Origin of the sequence: Hydrogenoanaerobacterium sp., assembly GCF_032017025.1 — a bacterium.
In the GTDB taxonomy this organism is placed as follows: Bacteria; Bacillota; Clostridia; order Oscillospirales; family Ruminococcaceae; genus Hydrogenoanaerobacterium.
The window spans coordinates 12957-28141 of record NZ_DALZQO010000028.1 but is presented as its reverse complement, the minus strand read 5'-3'; the positions used below and the strand labels follow the sequence as shown (position 1 = coordinate 28141).

General features: G+C 45.9%; 17 protein-coding genes and 1 pseudogene. 17 read left to right on the top strand and 1 reads right to left on the bottom strand.

From position 1 onward, the window contains the following. Positions 1 to 140: 140 nt before the first annotated feature. The 17 genes and pseudogenes from RTV33_RS13820 to RTV33_RS15690 all read left to right on the top strand — a co-directional run bounded on the left by RTV33_RS13820 (position 141) and on the right by RTV33_RS15690 (position 14829). Positions 141 to 653, top strand: coding sequence for an SLOG family protein (locus RTV33_RS13820; protein WP_312645151.1), 513 nt, complete (start codon positions 141 to 143; stop codon positions 651 to 653). A 216-nt stretch (positions 654 to 869) separates the two neighbouring features. Then, entirely contained in the window at positions 870 to 1208 is a 339-nt protein-coding gene (locus tag RTV33_RS13815) for a hypothetical protein (RefSeq protein WP_312645150.1), read from the top strand. A 4-nt stretch (positions 1209 to 1212) separates the two neighbouring features. Further along, positions 1213 to 2058, top strand: a complete 846-nt coding sequence (locus RTV33_RS13810) for a DNA adenine methylase (RefSeq protein ID WP_312645170.1) — start codon at positions 1213 to 1215, stop codon at positions 2056 to 2058. 144 nt (positions 2059 to 2202) lie between these two features. Then, positions 2203 to 2715, top strand: coding sequence for a hypothetical protein (locus tag RTV33_RS13805; RefSeq protein ID WP_312645149.1), 513 nt, complete (start codon positions 2203 to 2205; stop codon positions 2713 to 2715). Next, a complete protein-coding gene (locus RTV33_RS13800) occupies positions 2705 to 3463 on the top strand; it encodes a DUF3849 domain-containing protein (RefSeq protein ID WP_312645148.1) in 759 nt (252 codons plus the stop codon). The genes RTV33_RS13805 and RTV33_RS13800 overlap by 11 nt, the downstream gene beginning before the upstream one ends. A gap of 15 nt (positions 3464 to 3478) precedes the next feature. Continuing rightward, on the top strand, positions 3479 to 4030 hold the full coding sequence (locus tag RTV33_RS13795; protein WP_312645168.1) for a YodL domain-containing protein: 552 nt from the start codon (positions 3479 to 3481) through the stop codon (positions 4028 to 4030). Between the two features lie 12 nt (positions 4031 to 4042). After that, entirely contained in the window at positions 4043 to 7969 is a 3927-nt protein-coding gene (locus RTV33_RS13790) for an S-layer homology domain-containing protein (protein WP_312645147.1), read from the top strand. 47 nt (positions 7970 to 8016) lie between these two features. Continuing rightward, positions 8017 to 8301, top strand: a complete 285-nt coding sequence (locus tag RTV33_RS13785; protein ID WP_396327518.1) for a DUF6133 family protein — start codon at positions 8017 to 8019, stop codon at positions 8299 to 8301. After that, the gene (locus tag RTV33_RS13780) at positions 8291 to 8743 is read left to right on the top strand and encodes an A24 family peptidase (RefSeq protein WP_312645146.1); all 453 of its coding nucleotides are present in this window, start codon (positions 8291 to 8293) and stop codon (positions 8741 to 8743) included. Before RTV33_RS13785 ends, RTV33_RS13780 begins: the two co-directional genes overlap by 11 nt. Then, complete coding sequence (locus tag RTV33_RS13775) at positions 8740 to 8871, top strand: hypothetical protein (protein ID WP_312645145.1); 132 nt, start codon at positions 8740 to 8742, stop codon at positions 8869 to 8871. Before RTV33_RS13780 ends, RTV33_RS13775 begins: the two co-directional genes overlap by 4 nt. A gap of 18 nt (positions 8872 to 8889) precedes the next feature. Further along, the gene (cpaB, locus tag RTV33_RS13770; protein ID WP_312645144.1) at positions 8890 to 9705 is read left to right on the top strand and encodes a Flp pilus assembly protein CpaB; all 816 of its coding nucleotides are present in this window, start codon (positions 8890 to 8892) and stop codon (positions 9703 to 9705) included. Beyond that, complete coding sequence (locus RTV33_RS13765) at positions 9702 to 10535, top strand: ParA family protein (RefSeq protein WP_312645143.1); 834 nt, start codon at positions 9702 to 9704, stop codon at positions 10533 to 10535. Before cpaB ends, RTV33_RS13765 begins: the two co-directional genes overlap by 4 nt. Beyond that, positions 10532 to 11419, top strand: coding sequence for a DUF4368 domain-containing protein (locus tag RTV33_RS13760; protein ID WP_312645142.1), 888 nt, complete (start codon positions 10532 to 10534; stop codon positions 11417 to 11419). Before RTV33_RS13765 ends, RTV33_RS13760 begins: the two co-directional genes overlap by 4 nt. 839 nt (positions 11420 to 12258) lie before the next feature. Further along, positions 12259 to 12963 carry a VanR-ABDEGLN family response regulator transcription factor gene (gene vanR / locus RTV33_RS13755; protein WP_312645141.1) on the top strand — a complete coding sequence of 235 codons (705 nt, stop codon included), beginning with the start codon at positions 12259 to 12261 and terminating at the stop codon, positions 12961 to 12963. 7 nt (positions 12964 to 12970) lie between these two features. Then, on the top strand, positions 12971 to 14035 hold the full coding sequence (locus RTV33_RS15695) for a sensor histidine kinase (protein WP_396327520.1): 1065 nt from the start codon (positions 12971 to 12973) through the stop codon (positions 14033 to 14035). Positions 14036 to 14174: 139 nt separating this feature from the next. Continuing rightward, positions 14175 to 14660: pseudogene (locus tag RTV33_RS13745) on the top strand (ABC transporter ATP-binding protein); the annotation flags it as partial. Positions 14661 to 14667: 7 nt separating this feature from the next. After that, positions 14668 to 14829, top strand: a complete 162-nt coding sequence (locus RTV33_RS15690; RefSeq protein WP_396327517.1) for a 4Fe-4S domain-containing protein — start codon at positions 14668 to 14670, stop codon at positions 14827 to 14829. A gap of 102 nt (positions 14830 to 14931) precedes the next feature. Here RTV33_RS15690 and RTV33_RS13740 read toward each other — a convergent pair whose 3' ends face one another. Continuing rightward, complete coding sequence (locus tag RTV33_RS13740) at positions 14932 to 15153, bottom strand: GyrI-like domain-containing protein (protein ID WP_312645140.1); 222 nt, start codon at positions 15151 to 15153, stop codon at positions 14932 to 14934. Positions 15154 to 15185 lie beyond the last annotated feature (32 nt).

The window sequence follows — 15185 nt, the reverse complement described above, 5'->3', positions numbered from 1 at the left end:
TATAAATATCACCCCTTTCAAATATGGATATTGTCAATATGAATTATATCCCTATAACTTGACTGCAACAGTCATATTGTTTATATTATGTATGGATTGTATCCATATTAACAATAAATATTGTGACTGGGGGATGTTGAATGAACCAAAAAACAATCAAAGAAAAAACGGTATGCTTCACAGGGCACCGAAGTGAAAAGCTTCCTAAAGGTGAAGCTTTAGAGAGCCTGCAAACAAGACTGGCAGATGAAATTGAAAAAGCAATACAAGATGGATACAACACCTTTTTAGTTGGAGGTGCCTACGGGTGGGGTCTTATGGCAGCTGAAGAAGTGATTAAAAAGAAAACAGTGATTGATCTGCAAAAGCCACAGCGGATTAGACTGATTGCGGTGATTCCCTTTGAGGAACAGGCGGTGCGGTATTCCCTTGCAGACCATGAACGGTATTATGAAATCATGCCAAAGTGTGATGATGTCATCACCTTAAATATCCATTATAACAACCAGTGCTACGCCCAACGCAATCAATATATGGTAGACCGCAGCAACAGAGTCATCTGCTGCTGGAATGGGCAGGCGGTCAGCGGAACGGCACAGACCGTCCGTATGGCAGAAAAACAAAATCTTGAAATTATCAACCTATATGAATAAGTAAAGGGCATTCCCGCTTTTCACCGTGGTAATGCCCTTTGTCATGCAACTCCATCTATTTGCTTGGGAATAGAGATGAAGTAGCATCGGATTTATAGCCGGTGCTTTTCATATACAAATCATAAAACAAGGCCGTTTTCCCCAAAGAAAGCGACCTTGCTTTTTTTATCTTTTACCTTGTTTTCTTTGGGGCGAGTGGTCGGAAAGGAGGCAAGAATGGAAAAAGACTGGCTTGCAGAATACCAAAAATCCTATCACCTTGGCAGAGAAAATGCGATTACAAGCCGAGAAATGGAGCGAATATTTTGTGTAAGCGGCAAAGAACCGCGTGATACGATCAATATTCTGAGTAGGGAAGCAATTCCGATTGCCAGCGACCAGAGCGGCTATTACTATGCAAAAACCGAAGCCGAGCTGCGAGCCACTATCCATCATATGAGGCGTCGAATTGTCGGTATCAATGCAGCGATTAACGGACTGAATCGCTCCCTTTTGGACTTTGACAAGGCACGGACCCGCCTGCCTTTGGTGAAAGGGGGTGGTGCGTGTGAATAGCTTTATGTCTTGGATTGGCGGAAAGAAATCACTGAGAGATTTGATTGTAAATCTCTTTCCCATCTACTACGAGCGATACATCGAAGTTTTCGGTGGCGGTGGATGGATACTGTTTCATAAGCCGCCCGGCAATGACTTTGAAGTGTACAACGATTTCAACAGCTTACTGGTTAATCTCTATCGCTGTGTGAGAGATAAACCAAATGAACTGATGGACGCTCTGAAGTATTGCCTTAACTCAAGGGAGGATTTTGACTATGTAAAAAGTTGCCTTGCGCGGGATAGTCCCGCAAGCGATGTGCAAAAAGCGGCGTGGTTCTATCAGCTGATTCGCTACAGCTATGCCTCGGGGCTAACCAGCTTTGGCAGCCAGCCCCACGATATTCGTGGCAACTTTCCACTGATTGAACAGGCACACCGCAGGCTTGCAAAGGTGGTGATAGAGAATAAAGACTTTGAGAAGCTCATTGGGCAGTACGACCGCCCGGTGAGCTTTTTCTATTGTGACCCACCGTATTTTGAAACCGAGAGCTACTACAAAAATGTTGGCGAGGACGGCTTTACCGAAAAAGACCATATCCGTCTGCGAAATGCTTTGATGCGAGCCGAGGGCAAGTTTTTACTTTCCTACAACGACTGCGAATTTATCCGCAATCTCTACGATGCACCGGGTATTCAGATTGACGCCTATACCCGCATCAACAATATCAAGCAGCGATATGACGGCGGTGCACAATTCCCCGAAATTCTCATTGCTAATTACGATATGCAAGAGCGCAGCTTAAATGCTCCCGCTCAGATGAATCTGTTTGATGTGAGTACACCCGAGCTTATGCCAGGTAACGAATAACAAAGCCCTTATGATGGGGCAAATATTTTGATGGAGGAATACACTCATGAAGAAAAATCAGAACAAAGAAATGCAGGGAAAGGACATCCTTGATGAAATTCTGGAGGGTACATCCCTTGCAGATGCAGAGGAAATGGACATTCAGTGAGCGACAGCGTCTGCGTGATCCACAAAGGAAAAATGACGGTGCTGGAGCTGGCAGAGGTCATTGACACCCTCAGCAATCTCGCATCCGACCTCACCGTGGTGCTGGCACAGGCTTGTGGTTTTTGCGATAACTGCGGGCAGGAACATGGCGATTTCTGCCCTGACTGCGAAGAAAGAGAATGCAGTGAAGCCTGTGCTTTTCTGAACGGTTGCAAGGATAGCCCTGCCGATTGTGTCATGCACTGTGCTTTGTGTCAGGGACTGCTGGACGGCAGTGGAGATATCCGCGTTCCCGACTATATTTTAGGGGAAGCCGGTATCCCCAAAGATGCCAAGCTGGAAGCTTATGCCGATGAGGACAGCGGTGAAATTACCATTGTGGAAGCTGATATTCAGCAGGACATCACCGATGTGCCGCCCGGCATTGTGGCAATTCTTGCACAATCCGGCGTTTGCCTTGCTGAGCTGGATGAGCTGATTATGCTGGAGGAAATTGTCTATGGAAATTAAAGAGTTTCCGTATATTTACCCCTATTCATTTTCCGAAGCCAAACGGCTGAATGAGCTTGACCGGTGGAATGCCAGCCACAAAGAAAATGTGGACTGCAAAAATGCCATTGAGGAAGCAATCCGCTGTGACTTTGATGGAATGCATCTGAAAAAAGAGTGTGCCGAAAGTGTCATCGATCATTTTGGCTATAAGCGAGTGGAATATGTTCTCGCCAACAGCTTGCAGTGTAAGGATTATGACGGCCGTTTTTCCCGTGGCAATCACGATTGGGCAAAGCGAACCTACATTGCACCGGATAAGGACAGCTACAGCAATCGAAACTTGAATTTTGCGGTGGATAGTCACCCCGCTGTGCTGGACGGATTTGTTAACCAGTATCGCAGGGCGTTTCAAAGCCTTGGAATGTTCGATTACACCCACTGTCTGCCGGACACTTCAAAGCAGGATTTTGAGGGTAAGGTCATTGTTCTTTCCCCGAATACCCTCAAGGAAAGCTGCTTCACTCCGCAGGATCAGCTGTGGCTGTGTACCGGAGGGTTCGGCAGCCATGCCGGTGCCAGAGGTCAGGCGGTATTTGCCACCTGCCTCTCCGATGGCGAGAAAACCCGCTGGAACAGAACCGACTTTGTGGGTGTGCTTGCCGACAGCCATCTCCCCGATTGGGCAAGAGAAAAGCTTCAGGAATTGACGGCACAGGAGCAGACAGAAACGGCGGCCCACCAAATTGGTGGCATGACTATGCAGTAAAGGCAGGTGAACAAAATGCATGGTATTTCAGAAAAAGGCGGTCTCATTTCCTATTATGGTAACCCCGCCGGATACACCGATAAGGGCAATGCCATTGTGGATCGTATCTTTCAAAACGAAGAACTGACAAGCTGGCTCACGCACCGCAGCCTTACCCCAAAGTGGACAGACGGTGTGATGGAGCGTCTGATGGCAGGCGAACAACTTGGAGGCGTAGAAAATTCTGCACCTCTTAAAAATGTGCGTATCTGGCAGCTGGGACCCGAAACCGATGTGTATATGAAATTCATCAGCTTAGATGAGATGACAAAAAAGTTTGGTGAGCCAAATCGGGAGCATTATCGCATCGCCTATGACGGGCAGCTTGGCACAAATGATTTGGAGGCTATTTTCACCCGCTGCAACACCAATCACCCGCCCGGCTACAACGGTCATTCGCTGTCCATGTCCGATGTGGTGGAGCTTTACGACAGCACCGGCAGTGAATATTACTACTGCGACCGTTTTGGTTTCGAGCCGATTGCGTTTGAAGAAAGTGGTCAAACCCAGCAGATGGCTGGATTATAAGGAGGATTGTCAATGCACACAAAAAAGAAAAGGCCTATCAGTATTTTGCTGATTGTTTGTATGGTGCTTTCGCTGTTTGCCGGAAGTGCCTATGCAGCACACCGATATTTTGAGGATGCAAAAGGACATTGGGCTGAAGAAGCCATCAATATCCTTGCAGAAAAGGGTATCATTGCGGGCTACCCCGATGGACTCTCTCACCCAGATGAAAACATCACCCGAGCAGAGTTTGCAGCCCTTGTAGCAAGAACAATGGAGCTGCCAGAGCCGAGTGAAAGTGAAGTCACCATTCACTTTACTGATATAGCCGGTCACTGGTCGGAAAAGGATGTGGAAGCCCTTATCATTGCGGGAGTCATTCAAAATGCTGACTTTGAATCCAAGTTTCTGCCCGATCAGCCCATCACTCGCATGGAGATGATTCGTATGCTGGTACGCGCCATTGGCAAGGGCGAGCACGACAGTTTCTGTCCATGTGACATCGGGTTTTTAGATGAGAGCCAGCTTACAGAGGGGCAAAAGGCCTATATCTGTACTGGTAAGCACTATCATATTATCAGCGGATATCCCGATGGTACAGTTCGTCCCGACAGCGATGCCACCCGAGGCGAAGCCTTTGAAATGCTGGTGGATGCAGAAAAAGCCAAGGAACAGATAAAAAAGGAAGAAACGGAAAAACCGCCTGTTACAAAGCCAGAGGATAAGCCCTCCGGTGGTGGCGGTGGATCTTCCTATGTTCCGGCACCACAGTTTTCCTTTACGCTACCCAAAACCTCCTACACCTCCGATGAAATCGAAATCAAGCCCACCACTCGCTATGTCAGCGATGTGACATGGTCAGCACTAAAAAACGGACTGCCGGTGGAACTTTCAGATATTATCAAAGGTGAGCTAATCGCAACCGGTGGCAAGGTAAAATTTGTACAGCCCGGAAGTATCACCCTCATTGCCACAGCAAGAAACAGCCGTGGCGTGACGGTGACTCAGGAACAGACGGTCAGCATTTATCCTGTGGTAGTTGCTGATTTTATCCTGCCCGGCACCGCTCACACTGACACTGCCATTGCCGTGGAGCTAAAAATCGAGAACCTTGGTGGCAATGCCGTCACTTGGTCACTGGAGCGTGACGGCAAGGAAGTTACTCTTGCGGATGCCTTGAACGGTGAGTTGACCGCAGATGGTGGTACGGTATTGTTCAAGGAAAAAGGAAGTTACACATTGACAGCCTCCATTACAGACGAGCTTGGCAAAATCATTACTGCCACTGATTCCATCACCATCTACCCTGTGGCAGAGGTAACCCTCTCACTCCCTGCTGTTTTCCATACCGACAAAACCGTCACTCTCAAAACAGAAACAAAAGAAGCAGACAAATTGGAGCTGAACTATATCCTTACGAAAAACGGCGAGCCTGTGGAAATCAACGCAATTATTGAAGGTAAGCTTGCTGACGGTGCAATCCGTTTCAAAGAAAAGGGTGCCTATGCTTTAACGGCCTTTATCACCGATACCACAGGCAGAGTGTTTGCTGACACCGCAAATATTACGGTATATCCTGTGGGTTCAGCTGGATTCTATCTTCCTGAAATCTTCCACACTGACAAAACCGTTAAAGTGGAAGCAGTGTTCGGGGAAATTGGAAGCCGCAAGGCTAACTGGTCGCTGACCCGTAACGGAAATGCGGTCGGCCTCTCCGATGCAGCAAAAGGCACGCTTACCAATACCGGTGGCGAACTGCAATTCAAGGAAAAAGGCAACTATCGGCTTATGGCAGAGTTTACCGATGACGGTGGCAGAAGCTATCGCTATGAGCAGAGCTTCAAGGTATATCCTGTGCCAGACATCAGCTACAGCCTGCCTAAGTACGCCCATACCGACAGCAATATTGCAGTGAAAACAGAAACCAACCACTTGGATGATCTCACCATCGAATGGCTGGCGGACAACACCTACGGTTTCCAAGACTGGCCGACCTATGTAGACGGAAAACTCACCAATGACGGCGGTACTATCCGCTTCAAACGAGCTGGTATTTATGAACTGGTAGCAAGAGTTACTGATGAAACAGGGCGGGTATTCCTGTTTGAAAGCGGCGGTAAATGCGAGGTGTTGCCGGTGCTGACCATTGGCTTTGAACTGCCTGAGCTTGCCTACACCGATACCACCATTGATCTGCGTACTCATGGCAATAACAATGTGCTTCCTGTGGAATGGGTAGTGAGTAAGGACAGCAAGAACATCTCGCTGACCGAAGCCTTCAACGGAAGCCTTAACGCACAGGGTGGAAAAACCATCTTTAAAAGTCATGGCAAATATATTCTCACCGCCACCATGACCGACTACCTAAAGCGCAGCTATTCCCACAGCGAAACGGTGATCATTCTGCCTGTGGTGCAATATGCATTCACCATGCCCAAGACCATCCATTATGGCACAGAGTTCACTGTTGCTGCAGAGAATCAGCATCTTGGGAACAGCACTGTAGTGTGGAGTCTGACAAAGGATGGCACACCGGCTCAGTTCCAAGGCACACTTGGCAATAGTGGTGGAAGCATCTCCATTCGTGATACAGGCAACTTTATGCTGACTGCAACCATTACCGATAGTGCAGGCAGAATCACCACCCATTCCGAAAGCGTCACGGTCACCAACACCGCCCCGAACCAGCCAACAGTGACCGCAACTCCCACCCGAACCGCAGAGGATGGCAAATTCCTTGTAAACATCACCGTCAGTGCAGATGATTCCGATGGGGATGCGGTGACATTGGAGTATGAGGGCACTACAGCCGACAGCTACTATACTCCGGGTACGCACACCATCCGTGTCAGGGCAAAGGATATCGCCGGAGCTTATTCACCGTGGACCGATAAAACCTTCACTGTGACCAATGCGACTCCTTCCGTTACCCTGACAGCCGAACCAACCCGCACGGTCAAAGACGGCAAATTCCTTGTCAATATCAGTGCCCAGGCATCCGATGCGGACGGCGATGCAACCACGCTGGAATGGGAAAACAAGGTGGCTGACAATTACTACACCGTAGGTACCCATACCGTGCGTGTTCGTGCAAAAGACATTGCCGGAGCGTACTCTGCATGGGTAGAAAAAAGCTTTACCATCGTAAGCTCCGCACCCACAGTAACGCTGACGGCAACTCCCACCCGAACTGCGAAAGATGGCAAATTCCTTGTAAATATCTCTGCTACAGCAACCGACGCGGATGGAGATACCACCACGCTGGAATGGGAGAACAAAGCGGTGGATAACTACTACGCCGTAGGCACTCACACCGTCCGTGTCCGTGCAAAGGACAGCACAGGTTTATATTCGGCTTGGGAATCCAAGACCTTTACCCTCGCAAATTCCGCACCAACAACGCCGATCATGACCAGAACACCAAGTGGTAACAGTGTAGCACCGGGAACGCCGGTCACCATTAAGGCAACCAGCTCCGACCCGGACGGTGATTCTGTCACCCTCGTTTGGGAGGGCAGGAACTCTGAAACACAGGCCTATCCACTGGGCAGGAATCTGGTGCGTGTCAAAGCAGTAGATTCCACAGGCGCTGAATCTCCGTGGGTAGCCATCGTTTTCTTTGTGGCTGACAGCAACGGCGGTGGTGGCATGACACTCACCGGTCCAGATTCGGTCATTTTGGAAAACGGTCTGGAGGGTGCAACTATTACCGAGTACACCTTCACCGTGCCGCCTGTTTCTGGGCACAGCGGAAGTGACTACGGCAGAGTGCGTGGTTACAACAAGCTGACTGGACAGTGGGATCAGCTGGACTACGGCACCACTTCAAACGGCATCACATTCAGCCGCACCCTCGGTGCAGGCGTCTACACAAAGCTGGAGTTTTACTACTATACCAACCACAGCTGTATGTACAACAAGAGCAACATCACCTATTCGGTCAATTACCACTTTGAGTAATACAAATTGTTTACTTCAAAATCATAAATATAAAGGAGATTATCGCTATGAAAAAGTTCGTAAGCAACATGAAGAAAAAGATTGCCCACATCACAAACTGTGCCATCGTCGGCATTCAGTCCTTGGTTGCAAAGGTACAGTTTTTTAGAAAGCGTAGCCGAACCGTACTTTCCAGCAATCATGCAGAGGGTTACATCGATACTGCCGTGAAAATTTTGATTGCAGTTGTACTCGGCGCTCTGCTTCTTGCAGGGCTCTACGCTTTGCTGGAGAGTACCGTACTTCCAACCTTGACTCAGCGCATTAAGGAAATGTTCAACTATGCAGGCTAACACCAACCTTCAGGCGGTGCTGTTTTCTTGTCTGCTGGTCGTTTCCGCTGTATGGGATATCCGAAAGCGAATGATCCCCGACAGCATCTGCATCCTAATTTTTCTGACAGGGCTGATTGATTTCAGCCCTGTCAATCTATTTGGGGCACTGTTTTCATTGCCCTTTTTCCTGATTGCACTCATTGACGAGAAACAAGTGGGCGGCGGGGATGTAAAATTCCTCGCCGCCACTTGCTCGGTGCTTGGTGTAAATGCCTCTATTTGGGGATTTGCTTTTGCTGTTCCGTTACCTGTAGGAATCTGCATTTTTAGGGCGTTGCAAAACATTATCCACCGCCAAAAGCAGCCGTGGAGGGTGCGCATTGCAGTTCCTCTTATTCCAATTCTAACAATGGGTTTACTACCCGCATATTTTTTGAAGGTTGGAGGTTTTATTCTATGAAAAAAATTCGCATAAATAAAAAAAGTCTGTTCATTGCCGTTTGCATTGCCATTCCTGGCACCATTGCCGCCGTGCTTCTGCCAAGAGCAATCAAAACTGCAAAACGTGGCAAATACGCTTGTATATAGAAAAGGAGGTAATCGTCCGTGAATTTACTCAAAAACAGAACCGCCATTGGCGTTATCTGCATTCTTTTGTCCCTGCTGATTTGTTTCGGGGTGACACCGCTTTTCAACAAATCGGTCAGTCAGAAAACCGAAATTGTCCGAGTGGCTAAGGAAATCAAGGTGGGAGATGAAATCACCAAGGACATGGTACAGATCGCCGAGGTTGGCGGATACGGCCTGCCCGAGAATGTTATCCGCCAGACCGACACCGTCATCGGAAAGTACGCATCTGCTGACCTTTCCATCGGTGACTATATCCTAAATACTAAGCTCTCTGATACCCCTTCCGCCGAAAACGCCTATTTGTATAACCTTGACGGCACTAAGCAGGCAATGTCTGTGACGATCAAGAGCTTTGCAAACGGTCTTTCCGGTAAACTGCAGAGCGGTGATATAGTATCAATCATTGCCGCAGATTATAAAAAGCAGGGTGCAACCATAATTCCTGCCGAGCTGAAATATGTGGAAGTCATCAGCGTGACTACCTCCTCCGGCTATGATGCTAACACAGGAGAAGTCAAGTCCGAAAATGACGAGCGTGAGTTGCCCTCTACGGTAACCCTGCTGGTTTCCCCCGAGCAGAGCAAGGTACTGGCAGAACTCGAGGCAGATGGTAAGCTTCACCTGTCCCTTGTGTATCGAGGCACTCCTACCAACACCGCAAGGTTTATTACTGCCCAAGAGAAAATTAACGAAGCCCTCTATCCTACAGAACAAGAGGATTCCACACAGAAACAGGCTCCTGCCACGGAGGGAGCCACTCCCGAGCAACCTGCCGAAAGTGGGGTGCAGTGATGAACTTTAAGAAGAAAAGTATCTTTTCTCGAACTGTACCCACGGAGGATGTGGTACAGGAGGAAGCGATAACCAGTGGTATCCTCGCTGTTTGGGGCAGCCCCGGTAGCGGAAAAACTGTAACCGCTGTGAAAATTGCAAAGCACATTGCGGGGAAAAAGAAGAATGTGGTACTGCTCCTTTGCGATATGACCGCACCCATGCTACCCTGTATCTGTGCGCCCTCGGAACTTGAAACCGAGCATTCGCTGGGCAGTATTCTTGCCTCCACCCATGTCACCGAGCCGCTAATTAAGCACAATCTTGTGACACTAAAAAAGAATAGCTATCTCACGATTTTGGGCATGAAGAAAGGTGAAAATGAATACACCTATCCGCCTTACTCCGAGGTGCAGGCCAAGGAGCTGCTTCACGAGCTGCGTGAGGTAGCTCCCTTTATCGTTGTGGACTGTGGAAGCTATATCGCCAACGACATCCTATCGGCGGTGGCACTCATGGAGGCCGACAGCGTTTTGCGTCTTGTCAATGCGGATCTCAAATCCATCAGTTATCTGTCCAGCCAGATTCAACTGCTACGTGATACCAAATGGGATGCGGATAAGCAGTACAAGGTGGCGGCTAATGTGAAGCCACAGCAGGCCGGGGAGCAGATCGGGCAGGCACTGGGTTCGGTGGCATTTACGCTGACCCACTCACAGGAGCTGGAAGAACAGTATCTTGCGGGAACGCTTTTGACAGATTTGTCCCTCAAGGACAGCCGCCAGTTTAGAAACCCAACCCCAAGCGAGGACTTAAATGTTGGAGTGATGTGGTTGTTAGGGAACTTTTGAAAAACGAAGCCTACATCGGAAACATTGTTCAGATGAGGAAAGGTACTATTTCCTACAAAAACAGAACTCAAGTCAATCGCCCCGAAGAAGAATGGGTCAGAGCAGTTGGGACACATGAGCCGATTATATCCATGGAACTTTGGGAAACCGCTTGCAAGTTAGCTAATCGAGGAACTGTTGGAAAAAGCAATAAAGAGGGCGAAATCAGTCTGTTCTCCGGTCTGCTGAAATGCGGTGATTGTGGTAGGAGCATGAAGTTCGTAAGGGATAGCAACACTCGAAAAGACGGACACAAGAATAACCATCATGCATATATCTGCTGTGGATACTCACAAGGTGGTAAAGCCATATGCAGTCCCCACAGGACACTTGAGAGTATCTTCTCTGACTTAATCCTCGGTGATATTCGAGAAAAGGCACGGCTGATTACCCTTGACGAGGATGCAGTAATTGCTGAAATTAAAAGCAAAAAGCAAGCCGATACTACCTCTGAACAGAAAGCTTCTGAAAAAAAATTACAATCTCTTCGACACCGATTATCTGAGTTGGAGCGTCTCATCTCCAAGCTGTATGAGGAAATGGTGCTTGGTGATATCCCTCGTGAAATGGTCTTGGATATGATGGATAAATACAAAAAAGAACAACAGGAAAAGTCAATACTGGCGGCACAGCTTGCCGAACAATTAACCCACTCACAGGAAGTCGATAATGACATCCGTGAGTGGGTTTCTCTTATCCGTAAATGTATGAGAGTGAAAGAACTTGACCGAGAACTGCTGATAAAGCTTGTGGACAAGATAATAGTCGGACAGAAAACGGTGGTAAATGGCGTGGAACGGCAAGAAATCACCATCGTCTACAACCTTGTGGGAAAGATTGATTGACCGTCCTTTTGCAAGGATACTCTGGCAGGTACTTGGGATGTAGTATCAAGAGCCGCAGTGCCCAAATAAGGCACAGCGGTTCCAAATGGAAACGGGCGATTGGGGCCCACTAAATTATGACAATCTTGCAAACTCCTGCGTCCCGCGACCGGTGTTAACTCTGACGATCTGGTAGCTTCCGCCGTCGATTGCTTTGACACAAAGCTCACTAGCCCTTGAAAGGTACTTTTGCCGGAAACTCCGTCGCTGGGAGCGTAATACTGCTGGGTGGCTGTGGTAATGTCATATTTGGGGGGCACTCCAAAGTCCCCTCAGCAGCTCCATAAAAGAAACGACAAGAAAGTTGTCGTTTCTTTTATATCTTTCTTTCTCAACTATTAGTTGACCTTTCCAGATAAGAGAAGCATAGGTTTAACTTTACGAAAATTGATATGGAAAGAGTTGTATGTTATAATGCAGATAAATACTATTATATATAATCTCGGGTTAATTCACTTAGGCGTTATAACATAAAATTAAAACTGAGTAGACTAACAAAGCCAGAAGAGCAAACGGTGGAAGATTTGAACAGTTTGTTTATTTTTTGGTTTTGGGTTTCTCATGCATGCTTAAGAATTCACTAAGTGCTACGCAACCAGCAGTACATTGATCGAACGTGGACTTGTAGAAATTTAGATTTCAGCGTTAATGATGGCCGAGTGCCAATATATTCCGCTATATGCGCTTTTGTGTTTGGTTAAATGCACGCATACTTTGGACATGCTGGAATTGAAGGTTAATTGTGGGTTCAACAATCTTTGCAGACTTGGTAATCAGGTATAAAGGAGAACGGTTTTATAATGAACGAAAAAATTCTGATTGTAGATGATGAAAAAGATATTGCCGATTTACTTGAAGTTTATTTACAGAACGATGGTTTTAAAGTATATAAATTCTATGACAGCACAAGTGCTTTGAAATGTATAGAACAGACGGAGCTTGATTTGGCTATTCTAGACGTCATGCTGCCAAACATTGACGGTTTCAAGCTGTGCAGCATAATCAGGGAAAAGTACTTTTATCCCATCATTATGCTTACAGCTAAAGTCGAAGACATAGATAAAATTAATGGTCTTACCATAGGCGCGGATGATTATATCACAAAGCCGTTTAATCCCATCGAGGTTATGGCAAGAGTAAAAACACAGCTTCGCAGGTATGTGCGATATAACCAGCATTCTATTAAAAAAGATGAGCCCAAAGATGCGACCGAGTATGATATTAGAGGACTCATAATTAACAAAGCAAATCACACCTGTATTTTATATGGTGAACCCTTGACGCTGACTCCCATTGAATTTTCAATTCTTTGGTATCTTTTGGAGCATCAAGGAAACGTCGTGCCGTCAGAAGAGTTATTTAAAGCTGTGTGGGGAGAAAAATTCTTGGACAATAACAATACTGTTATGGCACATATCGGCAGACTACGCGAAAAACTGCATGATAATGCTAAAAAGCCAAAATTCATAAAGACGGTATGGGGAGTTGGTTATAAAGTTGAATAAAAAATCTATGAAAAAACTTTTATTGCAGCGCATGGTAATTCGATTCCTACTTGCAGTTGTCATTAGTTTAGGTATTATCGTCGGAGGTTCTTTTCTTGGTTATTTGCTTTGCAGCTTAATTCCAATAATTGGAAATATTAAAGCCTTGATTTGGATTGGAGACCGCATCCTATTTGTGGGAACTGCTGTTTTTCTATTCAGTATTTTTATTATTCTTCTGGTTCAATGGAAACAGCTTATTTCATATTTGGCAGAAATTTCTAGTGTAATAGAGACAATAGGCGAACAGGAATATGTGGATATCAAGCTTTCCCCAGTTTTAAGAGAAACACAGGATTCCATTGTGAATGTCAGTAATAAAATAAAGTTCAGCGCAATTGCCACCCGCGAGGCAGAACAGCGGAAGAATGATTTGGTCGTTTATCTTGCCCACGATTTAAAAACGCCCATTTCTTCCATTATCGGATATTTAACACTGCTTCGAGATGAAAAACAGATTTCACAGGAACTTCAAAACCGATATATACAAACAGCACTAAACAATTCTGAAAAATTGGATGACCTCATTAATGAGTTTTTTGAAATAACTCGGTTTAATTTATCTCATATCACTTTGGAATACAGCAATATCAGTCTGACCCGTCTGATGGAGCAACTAGTGTTTGATTTTCAGCCGATGCTCACTGAAAAAGAACTATCTTGTCGTTTGGACATTCCCGATAATTTGATGTTACACTGTGACGCGGATAAAATCCAGCGGGTTTTTGAAAATCTACTTTACAATGCCGTTAATTATAGTTTTGAAAACAGTGAGATTTATATCACTATTTCTATTTCAGAAAATTCCGTTATTCTAAGTTTTGAAAACAGTGGCAATACCATTCCAATGGAAAAGTTGGAACGGATTTTTGAGCAATTTTATCGGTTGGACTCATCCCGTTCTTCTCGTACAGGCGGTTCCGGGCTTGGACTTGCAATCGCAAAAGAAATTGTAGAATTACATCACGGTACTATTACTGCATCAAGCTATGATCAAAAAGTTAATTTTACGGTCACGCTCCCGTTGTCGTAGGAAAGTCGTAAGAATTTCTGTATGAAAAAATCAGTTTTTTGTAAAATATCGCGAATAAATAGCGCCCTTGCTTTTGGTATGATATTCATACAAAGCAAGGGCGCTTTGCTTTGCCAATACAGATACGGAGGAAAAACTGATGTCAATTTTGGAAGTCAAGAATCTTAAAAAAATATATAAAACTCGTTCCAATGGGAACCAAGTAGAGGCGCTGTCAAACATTTCTCTTTCTGTTTCTAAGGGCGAGTTTGTTGCCATTATGGGAGAATCCGGCTCGGGCAAGACAACTTTACTAAATATTTTGGCATCCTTAGATATCCCAACAGAGGGTGCAGTTTTACTGAACGGAAAAAGCTATTCGGAAATAAAAGAAGATGAAATATCTTCTTTTAGAAGAGACCATCTTGGCTTTGTGTTTCAGGATTTTAACCTGTTGGATAATTTTAACCTTAAAGACAATATTTTATTGCCGCTGGTTTTGGCTGACTGCCCTATAAAAGAAATGAATAAAAGACTTCAACCGTTGGTAGAGAAGCTTGGAATTGAGCAGTTAACTAAAAAATACCCCTATGAGGTTTCAGGCGGACAAAAGCAAAGAGCTGCTGTCGCGAGAGCACTGATAACATGCCTGCATGGGCTGCTCCATCTGTACCAAGAAATATCCCGCGCTGTTTGAAATGCAAGGCAAAAAAGCTGCTGTCAAAACGTATGAGCAAAAGTCGCTTGCTTTGGAAAATCTCCAAAGCACCATAGATGCCTGTCCGGTTCATGCAATTGAATATTTTGAAGAATAAATGCAGGGGGCTGTATCACAACACAACGTGATGCAGCCCCCTTATTGCCGTCAATGACAGACAGGGTGGTTTTAACAACTACCCTATGCAATGTGTATAAATCTACTTTATCAGTTTGAGCCAAATCTCCATACTTGTGGTTTCAGAGGAATGGCTTGCATATTGCTCCGCACAAAATGCCTCTGTCTGCAGTTTATGATTTGGCAACCATGTGTTGTAGATATACTGCTGTGCTTTGTAAAGAGCATCCATGATAAGAACCTCGAAGTTTTCAGCTTCAAGGGAACAAACGATATACTCTCCTGGTGGTAGTTCCCAGTTCATAAATCGTTTGGAACTTCCCTAAGACTGGACTT

What these genes read in the sequence shown, in the direction of transcription:
- RTV33_RS13820 (WP_312645151.1), top strand. Translation starts at nt 141, where the DNA reads ATGAACCAAAAAACAATCAAAGAAAAAACGGTATGCTTCACAGGGCAC.
- RTV33_RS13815 (WP_312645150.1), top strand. Translation starts at nt 870, where the DNA reads ATGGAAAAAGACTGGCTTGCAGAATACCAAAAATCCTATCACCTTGGC.
- RTV33_RS13810 (WP_312645170.1), top strand. Translation starts at nt 1,213, where the DNA reads ATGTCTTGGATTGGCGGAAAGAAATCACTGAGAGATTTGATTGTAAAT.
- RTV33_RS13800 (WP_312645148.1), top strand. Translation starts at nt 2,705, where the DNA reads ATGGAAATTAAAGAGTTTCCGTATATTTACCCCTATTCATTTTCCGAA.
- RTV33_RS13795 (WP_312645168.1), top strand. Translation starts at nt 3,479, where the DNA reads ATGCATGGTATTTCAGAAAAAGGCGGTCTCATTTCCTATTATGGTAAC.
- RTV33_RS13790 (WP_312645147.1), top strand. Translation starts at nt 4,043, where the DNA reads ATGCACACAAAAAAGAAAAGGCCTATCAGTATTTTGCTGATTGTTTGT.
- RTV33_RS13785 (WP_396327518.1), top strand. Translation starts at nt 8,017, where the DNA reads ATGAAAAAGTTCGTAAGCAACATGAAGAAAAAGATTGCCCACATCACA.
- RTV33_RS13780 (WP_312645146.1), top strand. Translation starts at nt 8,291, where the DNA reads ATGCAGGCTAACACCAACCTTCAGGCGGTGCTGTTTTCTTGTCTGCTG.
- RTV33_RS13775 (WP_312645145.1), top strand. Translation starts at nt 8,740, where the DNA reads ATGAAAAAAATTCGCATAAATAAAAAAAGTCTGTTCATTGCCGTTTGC.
- vanR (WP_312645141.1), top strand. Translation starts at nt 12,259, where the DNA reads ATGAACGAAAAAATTCTGATTGTAGATGATGAAAAAGATATTGCCGAT.
- RTV33_RS15695 (WP_396327520.1), top strand. Translation starts at nt 12,971, where the DNA reads ATGAAAAAACTTTTATTGCAGCGCATGGTAATTCGATTCCTACTTGCA.
- RTV33_RS15690 (WP_396327517.1), top strand. Translation starts at nt 14,668, where the DNA reads ATGGGCTGCTCCATCTGTACCAAGAAATATCCCGCGCTGTTTGAAATG.
- RTV33_RS13740 (WP_312645140.1), bottom strand. Translation starts at nt 15,153, where the DNA reads ATGAACTGGGAACTACCACCAGGAGAGTATATCGTTTGTTCCCTTGAA.